Source organism: Shewanella sp. YLB-07 (genome assembly GCF_009377275.1).
The window spans coordinates 177,992-198,761 of record NZ_VOQB01000009.1 but is presented as its reverse complement, the minus strand read 5'-3'; the positions used below and the strand labels follow the sequence as shown (position 1 = coordinate 198,761).

At 43.4% G+C, this 20,770-nt stretch carries 15 protein-coding genes and 4 tRNA genes; 14 read left to right on the top strand and 5 right to left on the bottom strand.

The annotated features are described in order from the left end of the window. Position 1 precedes the first annotated feature (1 nt). The 3 genes from FS373_RS19755 to rmf all read left to right on the top strand — a co-directional run bounded on the left by FS373_RS19755 (position 2) and on the right by rmf (position 4,269). The gene (locus FS373_RS19755) at positions 2-1,912 is read left to right on the top strand and encodes an ABC transporter ATP-binding protein (protein ID WP_152830408.1); all 1,911 of its coding nucleotides are present in this window, start codon (positions 2-4) and stop codon (positions 1,910-1,912) included. A 39-nt stretch (positions 1,913-1,951) separates the two neighbouring features. Continuing rightward, positions 1,952-3,847 (top strand): DUF3466 family protein, encoded by a 1,896-nt coding sequence (locus FS373_RS19750; RefSeq protein ID WP_152830407.1) that lies wholly within the window; start codon positions 1,952-1,954, stop codon positions 3,845-3,847. A gap of 245 nt (positions 3,848-4,092) precedes the next feature. After that, entirely contained in the window at positions 4,093-4,269 is a 177-nt protein-coding gene (gene rmf / locus FS373_RS19745) for a ribosome modulation factor (RefSeq protein WP_077751127.1), read from the top strand. A 99-nt stretch (positions 4,270-4,368) separates the two neighbouring features. On the opposite strand, the gene fabA is transcribed toward rmf, so the two are convergent. Next, on the bottom strand, positions 4,369-4,884 hold the full coding sequence (fabA, locus tag FS373_RS19740) for a bifunctional 3-hydroxydecanoyl-ACP dehydratase/trans-2-decenoyl-ACP isomerase (RefSeq protein WP_144046236.1): 516 nt from the start codon (positions 4,882-4,884) through the stop codon (positions 4,369-4,371). Positions 4,885-4,952: 68 nt separating this feature from the next. Further along, on the bottom strand, positions 4,953-6,722 hold the full coding sequence (locus tag FS373_RS19735; protein ID WP_152830406.1) for a S16 family serine protease: 1,770 nt from the start codon (positions 6,720-6,722) through the stop codon (positions 4,953-4,955). Positions 6,723-7,269: 547 nt separating this feature from the next. Here FS373_RS19735 and FS373_RS19730 point away from each other — a divergent pair. From FS373_RS19730 to rplY, 11 genes are all read left to right on the top strand, one after another. Then, positions 7,270-7,360, top strand: a tRNA-Ser gene (locus tag FS373_RS19730). A 621-nt stretch (positions 7,361-7,981) separates the two neighbouring features. After that, on the top strand, positions 7,982-8,626 hold the full coding sequence (gene uvrY, locus FS373_RS19725) for a UvrY/SirA/GacA family response regulator transcription factor (protein ID WP_144046238.1): 645 nt from the start codon (positions 7,982-7,984) through the stop codon (positions 8,624-8,626). A 90-nt stretch (positions 8,627-8,716) separates the two neighbouring features. Next, the gene (uvrC, locus tag FS373_RS19720; RefSeq protein WP_152830405.1) at positions 8,717-10,546 is read left to right on the top strand and encodes an excinuclease ABC subunit UvrC; all 1,830 of its coding nucleotides are present in this window, start codon (positions 8,717-8,719) and stop codon (positions 10,544-10,546) included. Between the two features lie 396 nt (positions 10,547-10,942). Beyond that, the gene (pgsA, locus tag FS373_RS19715) at positions 10,943-11,500 is read left to right on the top strand and encodes a CDP-diacylglycerol--glycerol-3-phosphate 3-phosphatidyltransferase (RefSeq protein ID WP_144046240.1); all 558 of its coding nucleotides are present in this window, start codon (positions 10,943-10,945) and stop codon (positions 11,498-11,500) included. Between the two features lie 152 nt (positions 11,501-11,652). Then, positions 11,653-11,728: transfer RNA gene (locus tag FS373_RS19710), tRNA-Gly, on the top strand. Between the two features lie 71 nt (positions 11,729-11,799). After that, positions 11,800-11,873 (top strand) — tRNA-Cys (locus FS373_RS19705). Positions 11,874-11,960: 87 nt separating this feature from the next. After that, positions 11,961-12,046 (top strand) — tRNA-Leu (locus FS373_RS19700). A 629-nt stretch (positions 12,047-12,675) separates the two neighbouring features. Then, positions 12,676-13,239: a type IV pilin protein gene (locus FS373_RS19690; RefSeq protein ID WP_144046242.1), complete on the top strand. Its 564-nt coding sequence runs from the start codon at positions 12,676-12,678 to the stop codon at positions 13,237-13,239. Positions 13,240-13,412: 173 nt separating this feature from the next. Then, positions 13,413-14,813: a L,D-transpeptidase family protein gene (locus FS373_RS19685; protein ID WP_185977018.1), complete on the top strand. Its 1,401-nt coding sequence runs from the start codon at positions 13,413-13,415 to the stop codon at positions 14,811-14,813. Between the two features lie 163 nt (positions 14,814-14,976). Continuing rightward, a complete protein-coding gene (locus tag FS373_RS19680) occupies positions 14,977-15,471 on the top strand; it encodes a DUF882 domain-containing protein (protein WP_152830403.1) in 495 nt (164 codons plus the stop codon). Positions 15,472-15,617: 146 nt separating this feature from the next. Next, positions 15,618-15,905, top strand: a complete 288-nt coding sequence (gene rplY / locus FS373_RS19675; RefSeq protein ID WP_144046245.1) for a 50S ribosomal protein L25 — start codon at positions 15,618-15,620, stop codon at positions 15,903-15,905. A gap of 62 nt (positions 15,906-15,967) precedes the next feature. On the opposite strand, the gene FS373_RS19670 is transcribed toward rplY, so the two are convergent. Genes FS373_RS19670 through FS373_RS19660 form a run of 3 tightly spaced genes read right to left on the bottom strand, consistent with a single transcriptional unit; the run spans position 15,968 to position 20,762 of the window. Next, a complete protein-coding gene (locus FS373_RS19670) occupies positions 15,968-17,497 on the bottom strand; it encodes a SpoVR family protein (protein ID WP_152830402.1) in 1,530 nt (509 codons plus the stop codon). 9 nt (positions 17,498-17,506) lie between these two features. Continuing rightward, positions 17,507-18,775, bottom strand: a complete 1,269-nt coding sequence (locus tag FS373_RS19665) for a YeaH/YhbH family protein (protein ID WP_144046247.1) — start codon at positions 18,773-18,775, stop codon at positions 17,507-17,509. Between the two features lie 52 nt (positions 18,776-18,827). Then, a complete protein-coding gene (locus FS373_RS19660; protein ID WP_144046248.1) occupies positions 18,828-20,762 on the bottom strand; it encodes a PrkA family serine protein kinase in 1,935 nt (644 codons plus the stop codon). Positions 20,763-20,770: the final 8 nt, after the last annotated feature.

Genomic DNA, 20,770 nt, shown 5'->3' with positions numbered 1-20,770 from the left:
ATTGAGTCTTGTTCGTATTAATAGTGGCTCTCTAGCCTATGGTTACACCCCACTATTACAAAAAGCTGATTTTACCATTGAACCTGGTGAGCGCGTCTGTATCGTTGGCCGAAATGGTGCCGGTAAGTCCAGCCTGATGAAAGTATTGAGCGGTGATGTTTTGCTCGATGAGGGCGAATTTAATATTGCCAGCAACGTTAAGGTGAGTCGTTTACAGCAAGATCCACCCAAAGCCGAACAAGGCTCTGTCTATTCCTATATCTCTGCCGGCCTTCAAGAGGTTGGCGAGAAGCTAGAACGTTATCATCAGCTGGCCCACGATGTCGGCACCGCAGAGCCGGAGCAGATGGACCGCATGCTTAAGCAGATGGAGCGGCTTCAGGAAGATATCGATCACCTCAATGGTTGGCAGTTAGACAATCGGATTAATCAGAATTGTGAACTATTGGGTCTAGACCCCGACAGTGCCTTGACAGAATTGTCGGGTGGCTGGCAACGTAAGGTCGCCTTGGCCAGAGCCTTGGTCAGTGAGCCTGACCTGTTATTACTCGATGAGCCTACCAACCATCTGGATATCGATACTATCGAATGGTTGGAGCAGTTTTTGTTAAGTTACAAGGGCGCCATCGTGTTTATCAGCCACGATAGGGGCTTTATTCAGCGCATGGCGACCCGCATCGTCGATCTCGATCGCGGTGTCATCACCTCTTGGCCTGGTAGCTATCAGGTATATCTCGATGGCAAAGCCGAGTGGTTACGCGTCGAAGCCGAGCAAAATGCGCTATTTGATAAGCGATTAGCGGAAGAAGAAACCTGGATCCGTCAAGGTGTGAAGGCCAGACGCACACGTAACGAAGGTCGTGTTCGTGCATTAAAGGCGTTGCGAGTCGAACGTATGGCGCGCCTCAATCGACAAGGCGGCGCTAAGATGGCCGTGGCCGATACAGATCGATCCGGCAAGCTTGTTTTCGATATCGAAAACCTGAACTACAACCTGCCAGATAAGAACTTGGTGAAGAATTTTACTTCGGCTGTGATGCGCGGAGACAGAATAGCCCTGATTGGTCCCAATGGTTGCGGTAAATCGACCTTAGTCAAACTCTTGATTGGTCAGCTAGAGGCTCAGTCGGGTAGTATCAAGATAGGAACTAAGCTCGAAATTGCCTACTTCGATCAGTACAGAGAAGCGCTCGATCCTGAGAAAACTGTGGAAGAGAACGTAGGTGAAGGTAAGAAAACCATCACCATTAATGGCCAAGACCGTCATATTTTGAGCTACCTACAAGACTTCCTCTTCTCGCCGATGAGAGCGAGAACGCCGGTGAAAGCACTTTCAGGTGGTGAGAAAAATCGTTTATTGCTCGCACGCCTGCTGTTAAGACCGGCTAACTTAATTATTCTCGATGAGCCAACTAACGACCTTGATATTGAGACCCTGGAATTGTTAGAGTCTTTGTTAACCGATTATCAGGGAACCTTACTCTTAGTGAGTCATGACAGGGCCTTTATCGATAATACAGTGACCAGCAGTTGGTGGTTCACCGGTAACGGTGGCTGGAGTGAGTATGTCGGTGGCTATGAGGATGCCGTGTCTCAAGGGGCTAAATTTTATTCTGAGGAACCTCAGGCAACAAAGAGTGTCCAACCTCAGAAGGTTGAGGTTAAACCCGCAGAAAAACCAAAAGTCGAAAAGAAGTTATCTTATAAACTTCAACGTGAACTCGAAGCGCTACCAGCTAAGATGGAGCAGTTAGAAACGGAAGTTGAAGTTTTGCAAGAGAAAGTGAGTGCGCCAGATTTTTATGCTCAAGATCAAGATAAAATTAATCTCCAACTCGGCCAACTAGCCGACAAAGAGCAGGAGTTGGAAGTGTGCTTCGAGCGATGGGAAGAGTTAGAGTCGCTCAAGTAATACAAAATTAAAACTAGAAATAGTATGGGAATAGCGTTAATGAAGTTGAAACTGGATAAAGCCTTATCATTAGTTGCAGTAGGTGTAATTGGTGTTTTGCAAGGTGCCAATGCAGCACCTATATATGAAATTAAAAACTTAGACGAAATTTATAGCCAGACAGACGGCGCTGAATTAATCGGCACATTAAAAGGCACTCGTAGTGGCTACGGCATGGCGATTAACGCTAATAATGAATCTTTAGGTGTGGCAAAAGGTAAAAAATACCTGAGCGTGTCTGAGGATGATGATGGTGTTATCGATATCGAAGATGGTATCGCACCTGAAGAGAGAGTCGTCTTTTCCATTAATACGCCGATTAAGGCTAACAACTTCACCTTTACTGCTCAAGACAATGATCCATCTAAGCCTTGGCTACCTGTATTTGACAGCGTCAATGGCACAACACCACCTGATGAAACCGACCCCGAAGTTCCAGAGACTATTAACTCTGTCGATGCCTATTATTATGGTATCAATGATACGGGCGTAAAAGTGGGTTCAATGACTTCTGAAGAGCAGACTGAGCCCTATACAGGCAGTACGGCCGATCAAGAGTTCTGGTACTACAGAGAGTTCGAAGAACGTGGCTTCGTTAAAAATGCCGATGGGATCGAAACTCCGTTAATTCCTGCATTAACCACTTATACCAAAGATGATACTACAGTTAATGTTGGGGGATATTCAGTAGCGGCTAAAGTGAACGCTAGTGGCCTAGTCGTAGGCTATGTAGGCACTGAGTTATCTCAGAATGCTAAAGATCGCATCGATGGTTGTGTCACTGGTGACACCTATCCACTAGATGTTTGCGTGCAAACGTTGCAGTTTCCCTATGACCAGTACGGTAACAATTATGTTAACTACCAAGTACGCGGTTATGTGTGGCAGTTAACTGCGGATGGGACAGGTGTACAGACTGGGACTGAGTTACCATTAGGTTTAACCCCTGATTCTAGTGATACAAGAATTTTTACAGCTCAAGGCTTGGGGGTCAATACGGCTGGGACTGTTGCAGGACGCTCTCATGTTTACCGTAGAGGCGATACAGATAAGCTAGCTTATGATGCCGCCTATTGGACTAAGAATGATGCCAGCGGTGAGTATGGCTATCACTGGATAGACATGATAGATGATAGATATCAATCTATTGCCTATGATATTAACGATAATGGCATCTTAGTGGGCAGTTATAAGCAATTTCTGCAAGGTTACGAAAGAGATAAATTCTTCTATTTCGATATTAATGGGACTGAAGAGATAGTTACCCCCTATGATTTTAGCAGTAGCACTGGAATCTCTGATTTAAGCAGTAAGCCAAAAGATATCAATAACAAAGGTCAGGTAGTCGGTTATATCGAAACCACCCACGATAAGGATAAGCCGCGTCCTAAGGCGGGCTTCTTGTTTGATAAAGAGACTGACGACTTTAGGAACCTTAATCAGCTGTTAACTTGTGAGTCTAAGGGCTTCAAGAAGGTCGATGATAAGTGGATACGCAGAACAGTTGAAGTCGCAGATGGCTCAGGTAAGACATTAACCTATAATGAAGACCTAGTGGTTGTCGAAGCAAACAGCATCAATGAAGATGGCGTCATTGTCGGCACCGTGTTTGTGCGTAAGCCTCAGTACAAATTCGATTCTGATGGTAACTTGGTCATAGGTGATAACGGCCTGCCTATCTTCGAAGTGAATGGCTATGGTGATCCACTTACATCTTACCTACCTCGCTCTGTGGTATTACAAACAAATGGAGCCGACGCGACCGATGAGTGGCTAGCCGCTAATAACTGTGTCGATAACAATGAAGACCCTGAAGACTATGAGCGCAAAGGCGCGGCCAGCTTTGCCTGGTTATTTGCCTTACCCTTACTTTGGTTCCGTCGCCGCAACTTATAGAAATAGTAAGAATGTTCATTTGAAATAACTAAGGTTAGTGCTTGTAATAATGAGTGCAGACTCTAGTAGAACAAGTTCATAGAAAAGTCGAGGCAATAGCCTCGATTTTTTTTGTCTAAAAAACTCAATAGCTTAAAAAATAACCATGAAAAATGGTTAAATTTTGATTGATCTTGAGTCGAAAAAGATCTATTTCTATCAGGTGAAGCTATTGCTTCTTTGTATGTAAAACAGAGGATGCTTGCATGAAGAGACAAAAAAGAGATCGTTTAGACAGAGCTTTTTCGAAAGGATTTCAAGCCGGAGTTGGCGGCCGCTCAAAGGAGAATTGTCCGTACTCGACACTTGATTCTAAGTCACAATGGTTAGGGGGGTGGCGCGAAGGCGTAGATGGCCGAATAACTGGCTTATTTAATAAGTAACGCAGCATTTTGCCCTCCTGATAACAGATAACTGTAGTCGAAGAGGGCATTTTTATATCTGGTTTATTAGGCTTAAAACCACAGGCGTAGAAATAAAGTCTAGAAGTTGCTGGTATCTGTGAAGATGCCGACTTTCAAATCTTTAGCGCTGTAGATCTCGCGTCCATCGACTTCCATGGTCGCATCAGCGATACCCATGGTGAGTTTGCGGTAAACTTTACGCTTAATCGTCAGCTTATAGGTGACTTTCTTAGCATCGGGAAGTACTTGTCCGGTAAATTTAACCTCTCCCACACCTAATGCTCGCCCTTTACCTTCGGCGCCTTCCCAACCGAGGAAGAAACCTACTAACTGCCACATAGCATCCAGACCCAGACAACCCGGCATAACGGGATCATTTTCGAAATGACAGCCGAAAAACCACAATTTTGGGTCGATATCCAATTCAGCAACAATTTCACCTTTTCCGAATTCACCACCATCGGCATTTATCTTAACGATGCGATCGATCATCAACATATTGTTTATCGGCAGACGTGGCGAGTCTTTACCGAATAACTCAGCATGACCACAGGCGATAAGCTCTTCTTTACTGAAACTGTTTGCATTACTCATTGATTTACTTCACTCCAACAATATGAGCAGCCAAGATTAGCGAACACGTGTACGCTAAACAACTCCGATCAGCTAGAAAACTTCAATTTTCGGAGCAACTTCTCAAAAAATGTACTTTCTTCATCGGAATAACCCGCTAAATTTGCTAATCGACCCTGAACCAGACCATAGAGGGACTCTTCAGGAAAATCATTATTCTCATCGGCAACACCGGCAGTGACCTTCATTAGTAGCTCGACGGCTTCATCGATATGTTCTATTTGGAAAAGGCTAAACTTTTCGGCTTCAATCGCTGCGACGAGTTTCGCTGAAAGGTTGAGTTGTTGGGTGTTGGCTGTGGGGATTATAACCCCTTGATTGCCCGTTAGTCCGCGACGTTCACATAAGTTAAAGAAGCCTTCAATTTTCTCATTGACGCCCCCTATGGCTTGTACTTGACCGAATTGATCTATGGCACCGGTTGCCGCAATACTTTGATTAATCGGTTTCTCTGTAATTGCAGATATCAAACTGCAATATTCAGCAAGCGAGGCGCTGTCTCCATCGATCTCTTGATAGGATTGCTCGAAGACGATGTTGGCATTTAAGTGTAGTGGGGCATCTTTACCAAAGATGCGATATAAGCAAGAAGATAAAATCATCATTCCCTTAGCATGGATATTTCCCCCCAGTTCAGATTTTCTTTCTATGTCGGCGACCTCTCCATCGCCATAATGAACCGAAGCGGTAATACGTGCAGGCTCTCCATAGCAGTATTCAACCGTTTCGAGTACCGTCAGACCGTTAATTTGACCGATCCTCTCGCCATCTGTTGGTAAGTTTATAAACTTATCATCGAAGTTTTGTGCCGATAGTGTCTCAGAGGCGTTATGGCGCAGCTGATAACGCGTCAAGGCGTAGGCGATATCGTTAGCCGAAATGTCAGACTCTCCACTATATGCGCGAGCCTGAGATAAGAGTTGCCCCACTTGAGATGATAGCAAGGTCAGGCGTCGCTGATGATCGGCTAATCGTGCACTGTATAGAAACAAAGGTGCTAAGGCTGATTGAGATAGAGATACTTGATTGAGCGCGGCAACAGAAATTAACCAGTTGCCATATTCTTCTTCGGTGTGATGGGTCAAATCCAGTTCGTAGCTCATCTCTCCCAGAAGAGGAAAATGAGTTGAAAACTGACTCTCTTCTATCCAGCAGGTACTATATTGAGTACTGCTGCCGACGAGTACAATCTTGCAATTGAGGGGCACAGGCGGAAGCTGAGAATGTATTCTATAACTCTTAGATGACAAAATATTGAGTAGCAGATCCCACAAACCTTCTCGCTTCCACAGGGAGTCAGCACAGATAAACAGGGTATGGCATTGGGCTAGTGCGCCAGCTTGATATTGGAGTTTATCGAGATTATCTGCATTTATAGGATGTTGGCTGGTATTTAAAAATCTACCGACTAAATCAGTACGTTTAATATTACCCGATAGGTAAGCGTAAGTTTGCTTTTTATGGGTGAAAACTAGCGATTCTTTCTCTTCATCCTGTACTAAGTCTTGTTCATCTATCCACTGAAATCTAGGTGTGTTGCTATCATTTGAACCAATGAGCAGCTGAGAAGCCTTATTATCTTGCTGGCTAGCTAACGCATCAATGAATGCTTTCCTATCTATACCGGCAAAATCTGCAAGATACATATGCTGGTGTGGGGTTTTAGTCAACAGTGTGAAAGCGTCAACGACTCTCTCTTGACCTAAAAGCAGACTGTTCTTTTCGTTTTTTAGTGTTGAGAGTACAGGAAGGTTATGCTGAGGCGTTAATGATGACACTGGAATGACGTTTGGATTCATAGAAACATTAGCTACTTTAAAAATAGAAATCAGAATTGTGATTATTGATATGTTAGCACATCGAGTGTATAGCCCATATTCTAATTGAAGCTTAGACTCTGAGTTATGAGAGAAATTGCAGTAATTAGAGCTCGATAGGTGCAGACTAGACTATTTAATACCAATTCCACTAAATAGGTGATCAATTCAGAGCCATTCAGGCTTTTCAATTCAAGGCGCATTAATGAGGAAATGGTTGTTCCCTTTTAAGTTAATGCAACGCAGAAGTGGAATGTCTGAGAGGTACACATAGTGCGGGGTTCAAAGCACTTTATGCTGCGTTAGATACTTTAGATATAGAATAACTATTAGCTTCAAGCATCCGCCTTGCCTACAGCGCTTTGAACTCCCGCTGAAAGATCACATTATTAGTGGAACTGGTATATTAAAGCCAAGCTTAAGCATCTGCTATCTTCCACGAAATATTGTGTGTTACCTAGCCACTTAACCCAAATCTTAAAAAAAGAGTTTACTTCGAACTTAGATACTTATAGTATTCGCAGCGTTCGGAGAGATGGCAGAGTGGTCGAATGCACCGGTCTTGAAAACCGGCATGGGTTTATAGCCCATCTAGGGTTCAAATCCCTATCTCTCCGCCACATTTAAGAGAAAACCCCAGCAGAAATGTTGGGGTTTTTTCGTTCGTAAATATATATTTTTTGAGTCATGGGTTTATAGCATATCAATGTAGGGTTCAAATCCCTATCTCTCAGCCATATTCAAGGAAAAATGCTACTCGAAAGAGTAGCATTTTTTCGTTTTAGAAGATGATAGGAATATGAATCTTTGGTTCCTATTGTTTGAAGTCAGCTATCTCTTGGCCACATTCAAGACGAAGCCTCAGCAGAAATGTTGGGGTTTTTTCGTTTTCTGTTTTGTGCATTTTAGATAGTAAAAAGAAGCAGCAACAAAATCTCATTCATCGTCTGAGTATTCGATTCAGGGCTGAAAGCATTTACCTGCCAGTTATTTGGCTTTCTTATTGCGCTATTTAATGCTCGACTATCGAGTTAATCATGATGGGTTTAATCTATGTCTGCATAAATAAAAGAAATACAATATCTTGATTATTATCTACTCAATGTAAGGGCTTACCTGCGATTAATCAACTAGCATATTAAAAAACGAGCTTTCTTATTGAGGGTTTATGGGCTAAATTAGCATTAAATAAGAATTTGAATCAGGCAAGATTCTTCACATTTACCCTAAGGTAATTTGAATTGATTTCAGTATATTTAGTTGATGATCATGAGCTAGTCCGCACCGGAATTCGCCGTATTCTTGAAGATGAGCGGGGCATTAAAGTCGTGGGCGAAGCGGGCGATGGTGAAACAGCGGTTCAATGGAGTAGAAGTAACGAAGCCGATGTCATCCTGATGGACATGAATATGCCTGGGATCGGTGGCTTGGAAGCAACGCGTAAAATTTTACGTTATCAGTCACATGCAAAAATTATTGTACTAACAATTCAAACTGAAGATCCATTCCCGACCAAGGTGATGCAGGCTGGTGCATCTGGCTATCTTACCAAAGGTGCGACACCACCTGAGGTGTTACAGGCGATTAGGCAAGTGGCACATGGGCAAAGGTATCTTTCTCCGGAAATCGCCCAGCAGATGGCTCTGAGTCAATTTAACTCGAGTGATGAGAATCCATTCCAATCACTCTCTGAGCGTGAGTTACAGATCATGATGATGATCACCAATGGCGAAAAGGTGAGTGAGATTGCTGAGCAACTTAATTTGAGCCCTAAGACAGTAAATAGCTATCGCTATCGTTTATTTGCTAAATTGGGTATCAATGGTGATGTTGAGCTGACACGCCTCGCGATCCGTTATAAAATGCTTGATGCAGGGCAGTTCTAGTCATTTAACATGACTAATGTTAGAAATTCGTTAGTCATGAATAAAAACTATCGCGATTCATTAGCGTAAACAACTTTAGCCATTTTACCTATGCCAGTTCAGTTTGATTCAGTCCTTTTTTTAAAAAGTGTATCCTCATCGCCGGGCGTTTATCGCATGTATGACGCAGAGGATGCCGTCATCTATGTGGGTAAGGCCAAAGATCTTAAGAAACGCCTAAGCTCCTATTTTCGTAAAAACCTTGACCATGTAAAAACCCAAGCCCTGGTCTCTCATATCGCTAACATCGATGTGACTGTGACTCACAGTGAGACCGATGCGCTGATCCTCGAAAATGATTATATCAAGCAGTATATGCCCAGATATAACGTGTTACTTCGAGACGATAAATCCTATCCGTATATTTTACTGAGTCATCATAAACACCCTAGACTTGCCTATCATCGTGGACCTAAGAGAGACAAAGGGGCCTATTTTGGCCCTTATCCAAATGGTGGTGCTGTTAGAGAAAGCTTGCATCTGATGCAAAAAATATTTCCTATCAGACAATGTGATGATCTTTATTATAAATCTCGCTCTCGGCCATGTTTACAATATCAGATAGGTCGTTGTAGTGCCCCTTGTGTAGATAAAATCAGTAGTGAAGAGTATGAAGCTCAGGTCAAACTGGCAAGCTTATTTCTTAAGGGTAAGAATCAACAGGTGATGGTTGAGCTAGTGTCGAAAATGGAGGCTTGCGCGCAATCCCTTGAATATGAAAAAGCGGCCAGCTACCGAGATCAAATATCTGCACTGAGAAGAGTGGCTGAGCAGCAGGAGGTGTCAGGTACCTCTGGTGATATGGATGTGATTGGTGCTTATTACGCATCGGGTGTGGCTTGTTTTCATCTGCTTTTCATACGCAATGGTAAAATTTTTGGTAGCCGAAGCTACTATCCAAGTGTACCGGCTCAAACCGATATGGATGAAGTCTTGAGTGCGTTCATGATCCAGTTTTACCTCAATGGCGATAGTCAAAGGACGCTGCCGAAAGAGATTTTATTGAGTCAGAGCTTCGATGATCTGCCCCAGTTAGAGAAGGCGATACAAACGGCGCTGGATAAAAAGGTTGAGATTAAAACGAATGTACGAAGTGAGAGAGCGAATTTTTTACGCTTAGCCGTCACAAACGCGACTAATGCGGTGAATACCCGATTGTCTCATAAGAATACCGTCGAACAGCGCTTCTTATTACTAGAAGAGGCCCTGGAAATGACGACGCGAGTCCAAAGAATGGAATGTTTCGATATTAGCCACACTATGGGAGAGAGCACTGTGGCTTCCTGTGTTGTTTTTAATCGAGAAGGTCCGAACAAGGCTGACTATCGTCGTTACAACATTAATGGTATTACGCCAGGTGATGATTATGCGGCCATGAAGCAGGCGATCACTAGGCGGTTTGATAAAATTGATAAAACTGGCAAGATCCCGGATATTTTATTTATCGATGGAGGTTTAGGTCAGCTTAGAATTGCACAAAAAATCGTAGATGAAAAATTCGCTGATATTGATACGGCTCCTATGTTAATCGGTATCGCTAAAGGAGAGGGGAGAAAGCCGGGCCTGGAAACTTTGATCTATGGTGAAAATGAACTTTCTTTCTCTATCGCGGCAGACTCAGGTGCTTTGCACCTGATACAGCATATTCGTGATGAGTCTCATCGCTTTGCGATCACAGGTCATAGAAATAAGCGACAGAAGACACGCAATACTTCTACACTCGAATCCATTGCCGGTGTCGGACCTAAACGCCGCAAGGCCTTGCTACAATTTTTAGGTGGAATACAGGAAGTGAAAAGCGCAAGTGTGGCAGAAATGGCGAAAGTGCCGGGGATCAGTGTAGACATAGCGCAAAAAATACATGATTTATTACGAGGCTAGTCAGGTTTTTAGATAGCGTTAACGATTGAAGCTTGAATTTTGGTGAAACGACTCGCTTTCTCTACGGGATCGAGGGACTGAGTTGTATTCGATTCAACACATTGCTGATGATTCTCATCGCTTGGGCATCACAGGCACCATAGCAATAAGTGACAGGAAGTAAATGATCGTAGAGATGTAAGATTTACGCCTTTAAGGTCATTGTGTGTACAGTCATAAGGTCGAAAAGCGTTACCAACTTTAGGCGATGCACAGTAAATGAAGGGTGCAAGCGTGACTGATATGAGCAAAAGAGCCCCAGATTAGACTCGAAATGGCATAAACAATACATGATTCATTGCGAGGCTAGCTAAATTAAGGCAAAATTGGCGCTGCTTTTAAACTATTGGTTTTCTCATGCCGTTTAATATACCTATAGCTTTAACTTTGTTCAGAATATTTCTGTTACCTGTGTTTATAGTGGTTTTCTACCTTCCTTACTCTTGGGCGCCTTTTGCAGCAGCCTTTATTTTTTGGTTAGCAGCTGTTACCGATGCATTAGATGGCTATGCAGCTCGAAAATTAAAGCAGTCTACTCGATTCGGTGCTTTTCTGGATCCCGTGGCTGATAAGATCATGGTTACCACCGCACTCGTTCTGCTGGTTGCCGATAACAATAATATATGGCTCACATTACCGGCATTATTCATGATTGGTCGCGAGATAGTTATTTCGGCGCTACGTGAATGGATGGCTGAGATTGGTAAGAGAGGGGCCGTTGCTGTCTCCTGGATCGGTAAATATAAGACGGCGGCACAGATGGTGGCTATCACAGGTCTTATTTGGCATCCCAACGATCTCCTTACCTATGCTGCATACGCACTATTTTACGTTGCCACAGTCCTCACTTTTTGGTCAATGATGAATTATATCTTGGCCGCTTGGGGGGATTTGACGGCGGAATCGGGTAATTAAAATGCAATGAGGCTATTTAGTATTCAAGCAGTCATTTATCGGCAAATATGCGATTGACTCTTGATGCTAAATCGGTAGAATGCCATTTCGCAGTCAGGGGAAAGCTTCTTAGGAAACAACTTGCTGCAAAATAAGATGTGTATTGATGTAAAGCGACATTAGCTCAGTTGGTAGAGCGATACCTTGCCAAGGTATAGGTCATCGGTTCGAACCCGATATGTCGCTCCAATCATACAGGTCATAGGTTCGAACCTCTCTTTATAAGAGAAGGTCGCTCCAATAATACAAGATAAAAAATTGGCGCGATGGCAGAATGGCTATGCTACGGATTGCAAATCCGTCTATCTCGGTTCGACTCCGGGTCGCGCCTCCATATTTAGATTGTGATGAGTTTGGCTTTTTATTAAGAGCAAAACAGTATTAACTACCGATAATACGTATCATCAAAGTCAACGAGTTTGCCCGAGTGGTGGAATCGGTAGACACAAGGGATTTAAAATCCCTCGCTTAATAGGCGTGCCGGTTCAAGTCCGGCCTCGGGTACCATCATTTAAGCCCTGACAGTAGTCAGGGCTTTTTTGTATCTAAATATCTAGAAATAGATTTAAAATCCCTCGCTACTCTTCATAGGGCATTTCAATCAGTTTGATCAAATAGTCGATCGTACCAGCTTAGTAAGCTTTTAATATATCGAGCCGTCAACATGACGATAGGGGATTTGGTAGCAGAAATTAACTCCGCAATCTCATAGCCATCCATGTCGGGCATGTTGATATCGAGTAAGAACTACTGCAAATTTATCAGCTTAGATAATGTCTTACAGCCTGAGCTGGCCAGTACAAGCTGGGTATTTGTTAAGGGCTGTAATGCCCTTCGCCAAGGTGATATGATTATTGTGCAGATCATCAAGGATGAGAATTTTGTTTACGTGCAGGACCATTTTCTCATCATACGTTTATCTTCCTTGAGAACTGTGTCGAGAGGTCTTTGATTAACTGAGTGTAGACCAGGATTTGATAACCTCCTTAATTCTAGGGTTATGTATTTAAACCGTTTTGTTCTGTGACCTAGGTTAAGAATTTAGATAATTTGCTACCAAGTTCGTGACTCTGAAAGCCTGGGTACGATATAATGTATACGTTTTATTTTGTATCAGTAGTAGAAGGTTGTTGGTTATGAAAGGTGTTGTTTCAAAAGGTTTTACCCTTATCGAGCTTGTGGTCGTTATTATTATTTTAGGTATTCTAGCGGTTATTGCCCTGCCTAAGTTCATCAATTTAGGTCAAGATGCCCATGACTCGGCGGCTAAAGGGGTTTTTGGGGCATTTCGCTCCGGGGTCACTATGTATCACAGTTGCTGGGCAGCATCGGGAGCCAGTGCTCGTGTTGAAGATCTGGTCTGTTATGGTGATGGCACTGTAGACTCGAGTGTTACAGGTTATCCCTTGAGTACGACTAATGGCGGTGATGGGACTATATTATTCGGTGATAGTTGTAAAGAAGTGTGGCAAGGGCTGCTTGAGGGGGATGACTATGTGTTAGCTCCTCATGCCGATGCCTCATTTGGTGGTCAGACTGATATCATTTACTGGTATGGTGCGGGCTCCTCAATCAGTGGCGGTTCGTATTGTTATTATAATTATATATCCGATGATCGCTCTAAGGGCTCAGAAAATTGGCAGCTCAAATATTTCCCCGGCTCAGGTGAAACTGTGATCGTTCGAGCAACCTTAAGCTAACCATTCATTCTTTTAAGTGATTGAACCTCCATTTTAAATGGAGGTTCGAAAAATCCTCCTTTCGTATTCTACTCAGCCCACCTTAAATTTTGCCATACTTAAACCACTAGCCAGATATGTTTACAACTGGTGAAAATTCGGAGATTGCATCTGTCGATCATGGAGGTGAATTTATGTTTACAAGGTGTTCGAGTGCAATGGTGTTCGCTGTCTTAATTATTTTGTTCTGTACCAGACCACTCCTTGCTATGGATAGCTCAGAAGCCGCATTTAATTCTTTGCTCTATCAAGTTCAATTTGTACGATTAATTAAACCATCAAAGCAAATTGAACAAGATTATAGGGCATTAACCTTAGGGCCCATGAAGTTAAAACAAGCCAGAGTCGAGCGGATTAAATCTGAGCTGCAGCAATTTTGGGCATCCCTAGGGATCCCTACCAATGCAATGAACATGAAAAGCTCGGAGAACTTGTTTCAACAGGTTATTTCCCTGGAGCCACTCTCTAAGGATTATCTAGCCACGAGTAATAAGATCCGCTATTTACTCTGGCTAGATCAGAAAGGGGACTGGAGTGAATTAGCCTCTAACTCTTGGTTAAAGCTGGGCGATAAACATAGCTTAGTACCTGAAATCAGTCGCAGATTAAAGGGGCTAGGCGATTTGAGAGAGTACAATCCGGTCAGTATACTGTTTGATGCTAATGTTAAAAATGGTGTTAGACTTTTTCAACAGCGTCATGGTTTGAAATTAGATGGCATTATTGGCCCCGAAACGCTTCGCTGGATCAATATTAAACCCGTGAAGCGGGCTGAATTGTTAGCGATTAACTTTATAAATAAGACCCGTTACTTAGCCTCAATTGAACCTAGTTTTTTAATTATAAACATTCCAGCATTTGAATTAGAACTTATCGATAATGGTCAAGTGGCATTGCAGTCTCGGGTGATAGTGGGTAAACCCTATCGTCAAACTCCACTATTAAGCAGTCGAATTTCAAACCTGGTGATCAATCCAAGCTGGCGTGTCCCCAGGCGTTTATTAACTCGGGATCTCTTGCCTAAAGTCAGGGAAGATGGCGGTTATATTCAGGATCGAAATTTTAATGTTTTCGATCGTCAGGGAGAAATGGTGAGTAAAACCGCGCAAGAGTGGCAAGATTTAGCTCATGGTCATTTTCCCTATCGTCTCGTTCAAAAGCCAGGAGAAGGCAATACCTTAGGACGCTATAAGTTTTATTTTGAGAATAAATACAGTGTCTATCTACACGATACTGCCGACAAGGAGTTGTTTGAAGAATCTAACCGTGCACTTTCATCCGGGTGTATACGTATTGAAAATGTCGAGGGACTAGCCAACTGGATGGCATCTAATCTGGTAACTGATAAACAGACTTGGGTCGATATGCAGACTGAACGACAAAAGACTCAATGGTTTTCTTTAGATCAGAGTCTACCCGTTCATTTGGTTTACTGGACCGCTTGGGTAGACAAGTGGGGCGCCGCTCAATTTAGAAATGATATATACCATAGAAATTCAACACTTAACTTAGCATCGGCTCGTGCGTCTCCATGAGCCTGTGATGCTTATCGTATACCTTTATTATTGTTAACTTGATATTTGTCAGGTTTCAGTTTAGTTTGTCTGCTGTTTTGCTTGAAAAATAATCAATGGTGGTAGTGTGTCTGTAGTATGTCCAACTCGTAGGCAGTTGTTGCTAGGTCTTAGTGGCGCTGCAATGTTTTCGATGGTTCCTTCTAAAGTTTATGCAAGTCGTTCGACGAAAGGCGTTCGTCGTTTAGGTTTTTATAATTTGCATACCGGGGAGCGTGGGCAGGGAAGCTATTGGGTGGATGGAAATTACCAAAGTGAGATTTTGTCAGATTTTAGTCATATTTTGAGAGATCATCGACGTAATGAATCGGCGCCTATGGATAAGCGCCTCTATAATTTGCTATTTAAGCTCAAAGAGTCGCTAAACATAGAGCAGGAATTCAATGTTATCTCGGGATATCGCTCACCTAAGACTAACGCCATGTTAGCGGCTAAAAGCAGCGGTGTAGCCAAGAAAAGCTATCATATGAAAGGTATGGCTATGGATATTGCGCTTGAGGATGTGAAGTTGACTGATCTTCGAGATGCGGCCATTGAACTTAAGTTAGGCGGTGTCGGTTACTACCCCAGATCTGGGTTTATTCATGTCGATACCGGTCCGGTCCGTACTTGGTCATAAATGATTGATGAATCTTTACGGTCGTCACAATAAAACAGTTTGTTAGCCCTATGTCATTATGCTATTATTTCGCCGCGTAAAAACGTCTTTGCTGGTCGAAAGTAGGGACACTCTGAAATTAATATTATTTTTTAAGTGAGAAAAACATGTCTTATACTATTGCTGCTGAAATCCGCACTGAAATCGGGAAAGGTTCGAGCCGCCGCCTACGTCATGCGAACAAAGTTCCTGCTGTTATCTATGGTGCTGGTAAAGAGCCTATCTCTATCAAGTTTAACCAAAAAGATATCATCAACATCCAAGAAAACAAAGAATTCTACACTGACGTTCTAACTATCGCTGTAGATGGTAAAGAAGTGAGTGTTCGTGTTCAGGCAATGCAGCGTCACGCATTCAAGACTCTTATTGAGCATGTCGATTTTACATTCGCATAATTTTTATATGTGAATGTTAAAAGCGCCTGTTGGCGCTTTTTTTGTGCCTGATTTTTATCGAACTACAGGTTATCGGACTCCTTTTCTTTATCGGGACAAGCAGCGATAATCGTGGCGACTCCTTGCTCGTTAACCTCTTCCAATCTGATGTCAAATCCCCAGAGCCTGTGCAGATGTTTTACCACCTCCTGGCAACTTTTAGCTAAAGGCATTCGATTAGTTGGAATATGTTGTAGGGTAAGTGAACGATCGCCGGTGACTGCAACTTGATGGATCTGAATATTGGGTTCAAGATTGGAAAGATTGTACTGTTGGGATAACATTTGACGTATATCTTGATATCCCTGCTCATCATGAATCGCTGAGACTGAAAGGTAGTTTTTCTTATCATTATCCAAAATACTGAACAATTTAAATTGCCTGATGATATTAGGTGACAAGTATTGGCTAATGAAGCTTTCATCTTTAAAATTTTGCATGGCAAAATGTAAAGTCTCTAACCAGTCGCTGCCAGCAATATCAGGAAACCACTCTCTGTCTTCATCGGTAGGATCTTCACAGATCCGTCTGATATCGATAAACATGTTGAAGCCCAAGGCATAAGGATTAATGCCATTGTAGTAGGGGCTGTTGTAGCTTGGCTGCACAATAACATTGGTGTGGCTCTGCAGAAACTCCATCATAAATCTGTCTGTCACTAAGCCATCATCATAGAGGTGATTTAAAATCGTGTAATGCCAAAATGTGGCCCAGCCTTCATTCATGACTTGGGTTTGTTTCTGAGGATAAAAATATTGCCCCATTTTCCTTACTATCCGCACTATCTCTCTTTGCCAGGGCTCCAATAAGGGCGCATGTTTTTCGATGAAGTAAAGTATATTTTCCTGAGGTTCCTCAGGAAACCTTAACTCGGTTTTTTCGTCCTGCTCTTGATGTGCCTTAGGCACGGTGCGCCACAGATCGTTGACCTGACTCTGGAGATATTCTTCACGCTCTTTCTGCCTGAGCTGCTCCTCTTTAAATGAGATCTCACTCGGCCGCTTATATCTATCGACCCCATAGTTCATCAGAGCGTGGCAAGAGTCTACTATCAGCTCAACCTGCTCTATGCCATGGAGCTCTTCGCACTGGCTGATATAGTTCTTGGCAAAAACCAGATAATCTATGATAGAACTGGCATCGGTCCAGGTTTTAAAAAGATAGTTATTTTTGAAGAAACTGTTATGACCGAAACTCGCGTGAGCCATCACCAAGGCTTGCATGGTGATGGTGTTTTCTTCCATCAGATAGGCGATACATGGGTCAGAATTGATGACAATTTCGTAAGCCAGTCCCATTTGACCGCGTTTATAACTCTGTTCAGTCTCAATAAATTTCTTACCGAAGGACCAATGGGTGTAGCCTAAAGGCATGCCGATACCCGCATAGGCATCCATCATCTGTTCTGCGGTGATCACTTCAATTTGGTTGGGGTAGGAGTCGAGCCGATAGTGGGCGGCAACCCTCTCTATTTCGGTTAAGTATTTCTGCAGCAGTTCGAAGTTCCAATCTGGCCCATCATCGAGCGGTGTCCGTTTCTTCTTGTTATCCATAACGCCCCCTTATACAGCTTGCTTCTTGAAGAGTTCTCTAAACACAGGATATATATCTTCTGCTTGTTTGATATGCTGTACGGCTATGTTATCGAAAGACTTCTGTAGGCCCTCATATTCGCGCCACAGTGTCTGGTGAGCTCGGTTGGTGATCTCTATGTAGCTAAAGTAACGCACTACAGGCAATAGTTTCTTCTCCAGTATTTGCTTACAACCGGGTGAGTCGTCGGCCCAGTTATCACCGTCAGATGCTTGCGCCGCATAGATATTCCACTCACTCTCCGGATAACGTTCCTTCTGGATCTGGTGCATCAGTTTCAGCGCACTGGAGACTATGGTGCCACCGGTTTCTTGTGAGTAGAAGAACTCATGTTCATCGACCTCTTTTGCTTGGGTATGGTGACGAATATAGACAACGTCTAAATTCTTATAGGTACGGGTTAGAAAGAGGTACAGCAAGATATAGAAGCGCTTGGCCATGTCTTTCGTTGCCTGATCCATAGAGCCTGATACGTCCATCAGACAGAACATGACGGCCTGACTCGAGGGGACCTCACGTTTAGCAAAGTTGTTGTACCTTAAATCGAATGTGTCAATAAAAGGCACTTTAGCTATCTTCTGTTTTAGCTCTTCAATTTGCTCTTTCAAAAACAATATACGTTCGGCTTCGGCGCCCGGGGTATTCTCGAGCTCTTCGAGTTCAATCTCTAGCTCACCGAGTAACTTCTTCTTACTCGAAGACATGGCGATACGTCTTGCCAGTGAAGACCTCAATGAACGGACAATATTGATATTGGCTGGGACACCATCATTGGTAAACCCGGCTCGATAAACCTGATATTCGACTAATTTGTTGAGTCGATTATTCTGCAGGTTAGGTAGTTCTAGATCTTCAAAAAGCAGTTCTAAGTATTCGTCTTTCGAAATTTGAAATACGAAATCGTCGTCGCCTTCTCCTGAATCGGAAGCATCTCCCTGACCCGAACCTTGGCCTCCACCGCCCGGCGGACGTTCAATCTTGTCTCCTTTGATAAACTGATCGTTGCCGGGATGGACTCGTTCTCTTATTCCACCTTGGGCTTGATGAAATGAAGGCTCACTGATGTCCTTGGTGGGAATACCAATTCTCTCGCCCTTATCGACATCGGTAACGCTACGACGCGTCACCGCATCACTCACGGCTTTTTTAATCTGTTGCTTGTAGCGATTGATAAATCGTTGACGGTTAACCGTACTTCTTCCCTTAGCATTGAGTCTTCTGTCTATGAAATTCGCCATGCGCACCTCCTGAGCATAACCGGAAGCGTGTCTTGCTCCCGGTCTGCCTATATTAAGAAGACTTACGTACTCTCAGGTACCATTCAGATAGGAGTCTGACTTGCTTCTTGGTGTAGCCTTTCTTCATCATTCGGTTGACAAAATCATCGTGTTTACGCTGATCATCCGTGGATGTTTTGGCATTGAAAGAGATCACAGGGAGCAGATCTTCAGTATTAGAGAACATCTTCTTCTCTATGACGGTTCTGAGTTTCTCATAACTAGTCCACAGAGGATTTGAGCCCTCGTTATTGGCCCGCGCCCTGAGTACAAAGTTGACAATTTCATTCCTGAAATCTTTGGGGTTGCTGATCCCGGCGGGTTTTTCGATTTTTTCCAGCTCAGCGTTGAGTGCGGAACGGTCGAAAAGCTGGCCGGTATCAGGATCCCGATATTCCTGATCTTGTATCCAGAAATCGGCATAGGTGACATAACGGTCAAAAATATTTTGTCCATACTCAGAGTAAGACTCCAAATAAGCTGTTTGTATCTCTTTACCGATAAATTCCACATATTTAGGGATCAGATAACCCTTAAGAAATTCCAGATAACGTTCGGCGGTTTCGGTGGGGAACTGCTCTTGTTCGATCTGACGTTCGAGTACATAGAAGAGATGTACAGGATTGGCCGCTATTTCAGTCTGATCGAAGTTAAATACTTTAGATAATATTTTAAAGGCAAAACGTGTCGATAGGCCCTGCATACCTTCATCGACGCCGGCATAATCGCGATATTCCTGATAGGACTTTGCCTTAGGATCTGTGTCTTTCAGGCTTTCACCGTCATAGACACGCATCTTGGAGTAAATGGATGAGTTCTCGGGTGACTTGATACGGGATAACACACTAAATTGGGCTAAGGTTTCCAGTGAGCCCGGCGCACAGGGGGCATTGGTTAGCTCAGAGTTAGACAGTAATTTCCTGTAGATCTGGATCTCCTCAGACATCCTCAAGCAATAGGGCACTTTAACGATATAAACCCTATCCAGAAAAGCTTCATTGGTTTTATTGTTGCGAAACGTCGTCCACTCAGACTCATTAGAGTGAGCCAGAATGATGCCGCTGTAGGGCAGGGCAGATAAGCCCTCGGTGCCATTATAGTTGCCTTCCTGAGTCGCCGTCAGTAGTGGATGAAGCACCTTGATTGGCGCTTTGAACATCTCGACAAACTCCATGATGCCTTGGTTTGCCCGGCACAGGGCGCCAGAGTATGAGTAGGCATCGGCGTCATTCTGCGCAAAATGCTCAAGCTGGCGAATATCCACCTTACCGACCAGAGAGGAGATATCTTGATTGTTCTCGTCACCAGGTTCAGTCTTGGCGATGGCCATCTGATCCAAAATGGAGGGGAAAACCTTTACCACCTTAAATTTGGAAATATCGCCGCCGTATTCATGTAGACGTTTTACTGCCCAAGGAGACATGATGCACTTAAGATATCGGATGGGAATATTGTATTCTTTTGCCAATAACTCACTGTCTTCATCAGGATTAAATAAACAGAATGGGTGGTCGTTAACAGGACTTCTAACGCCATTGGCGGTTAGCACATAGATAGGGATTTTCTGCATCAAGTCTTTCAGTTTCTCAGCCAGAGAAGACTTACCGCCACCGACTGGGCCGAGGAGATACAATATCTGTTTCGATTCCTCTAAACCTTGTGCGGAATGTTTAAGGTAAGCTACGATCTGTTCTATGGCCTCCTCCATACCGTAGAAATCTTTGAATGCCGGGAACCGAGAAATCAGCCGGTTTGAGAAAATACGACTGAGAATTGGATCCTTGGAAGTATCTGTGATTTCAGCGTCACCGATAGCGAGTAGCAGCCGTTCGGCAGCCGATGCATATGCACTTCGGTCTTGTTTGCTGATCTCTAAAAACTCTTGCAGAGAATACTCTTCGTCGAGTTTCTGTTCGTAGCGCTGTTGGTAATGCTCAAAAATGCCCATATTCCACC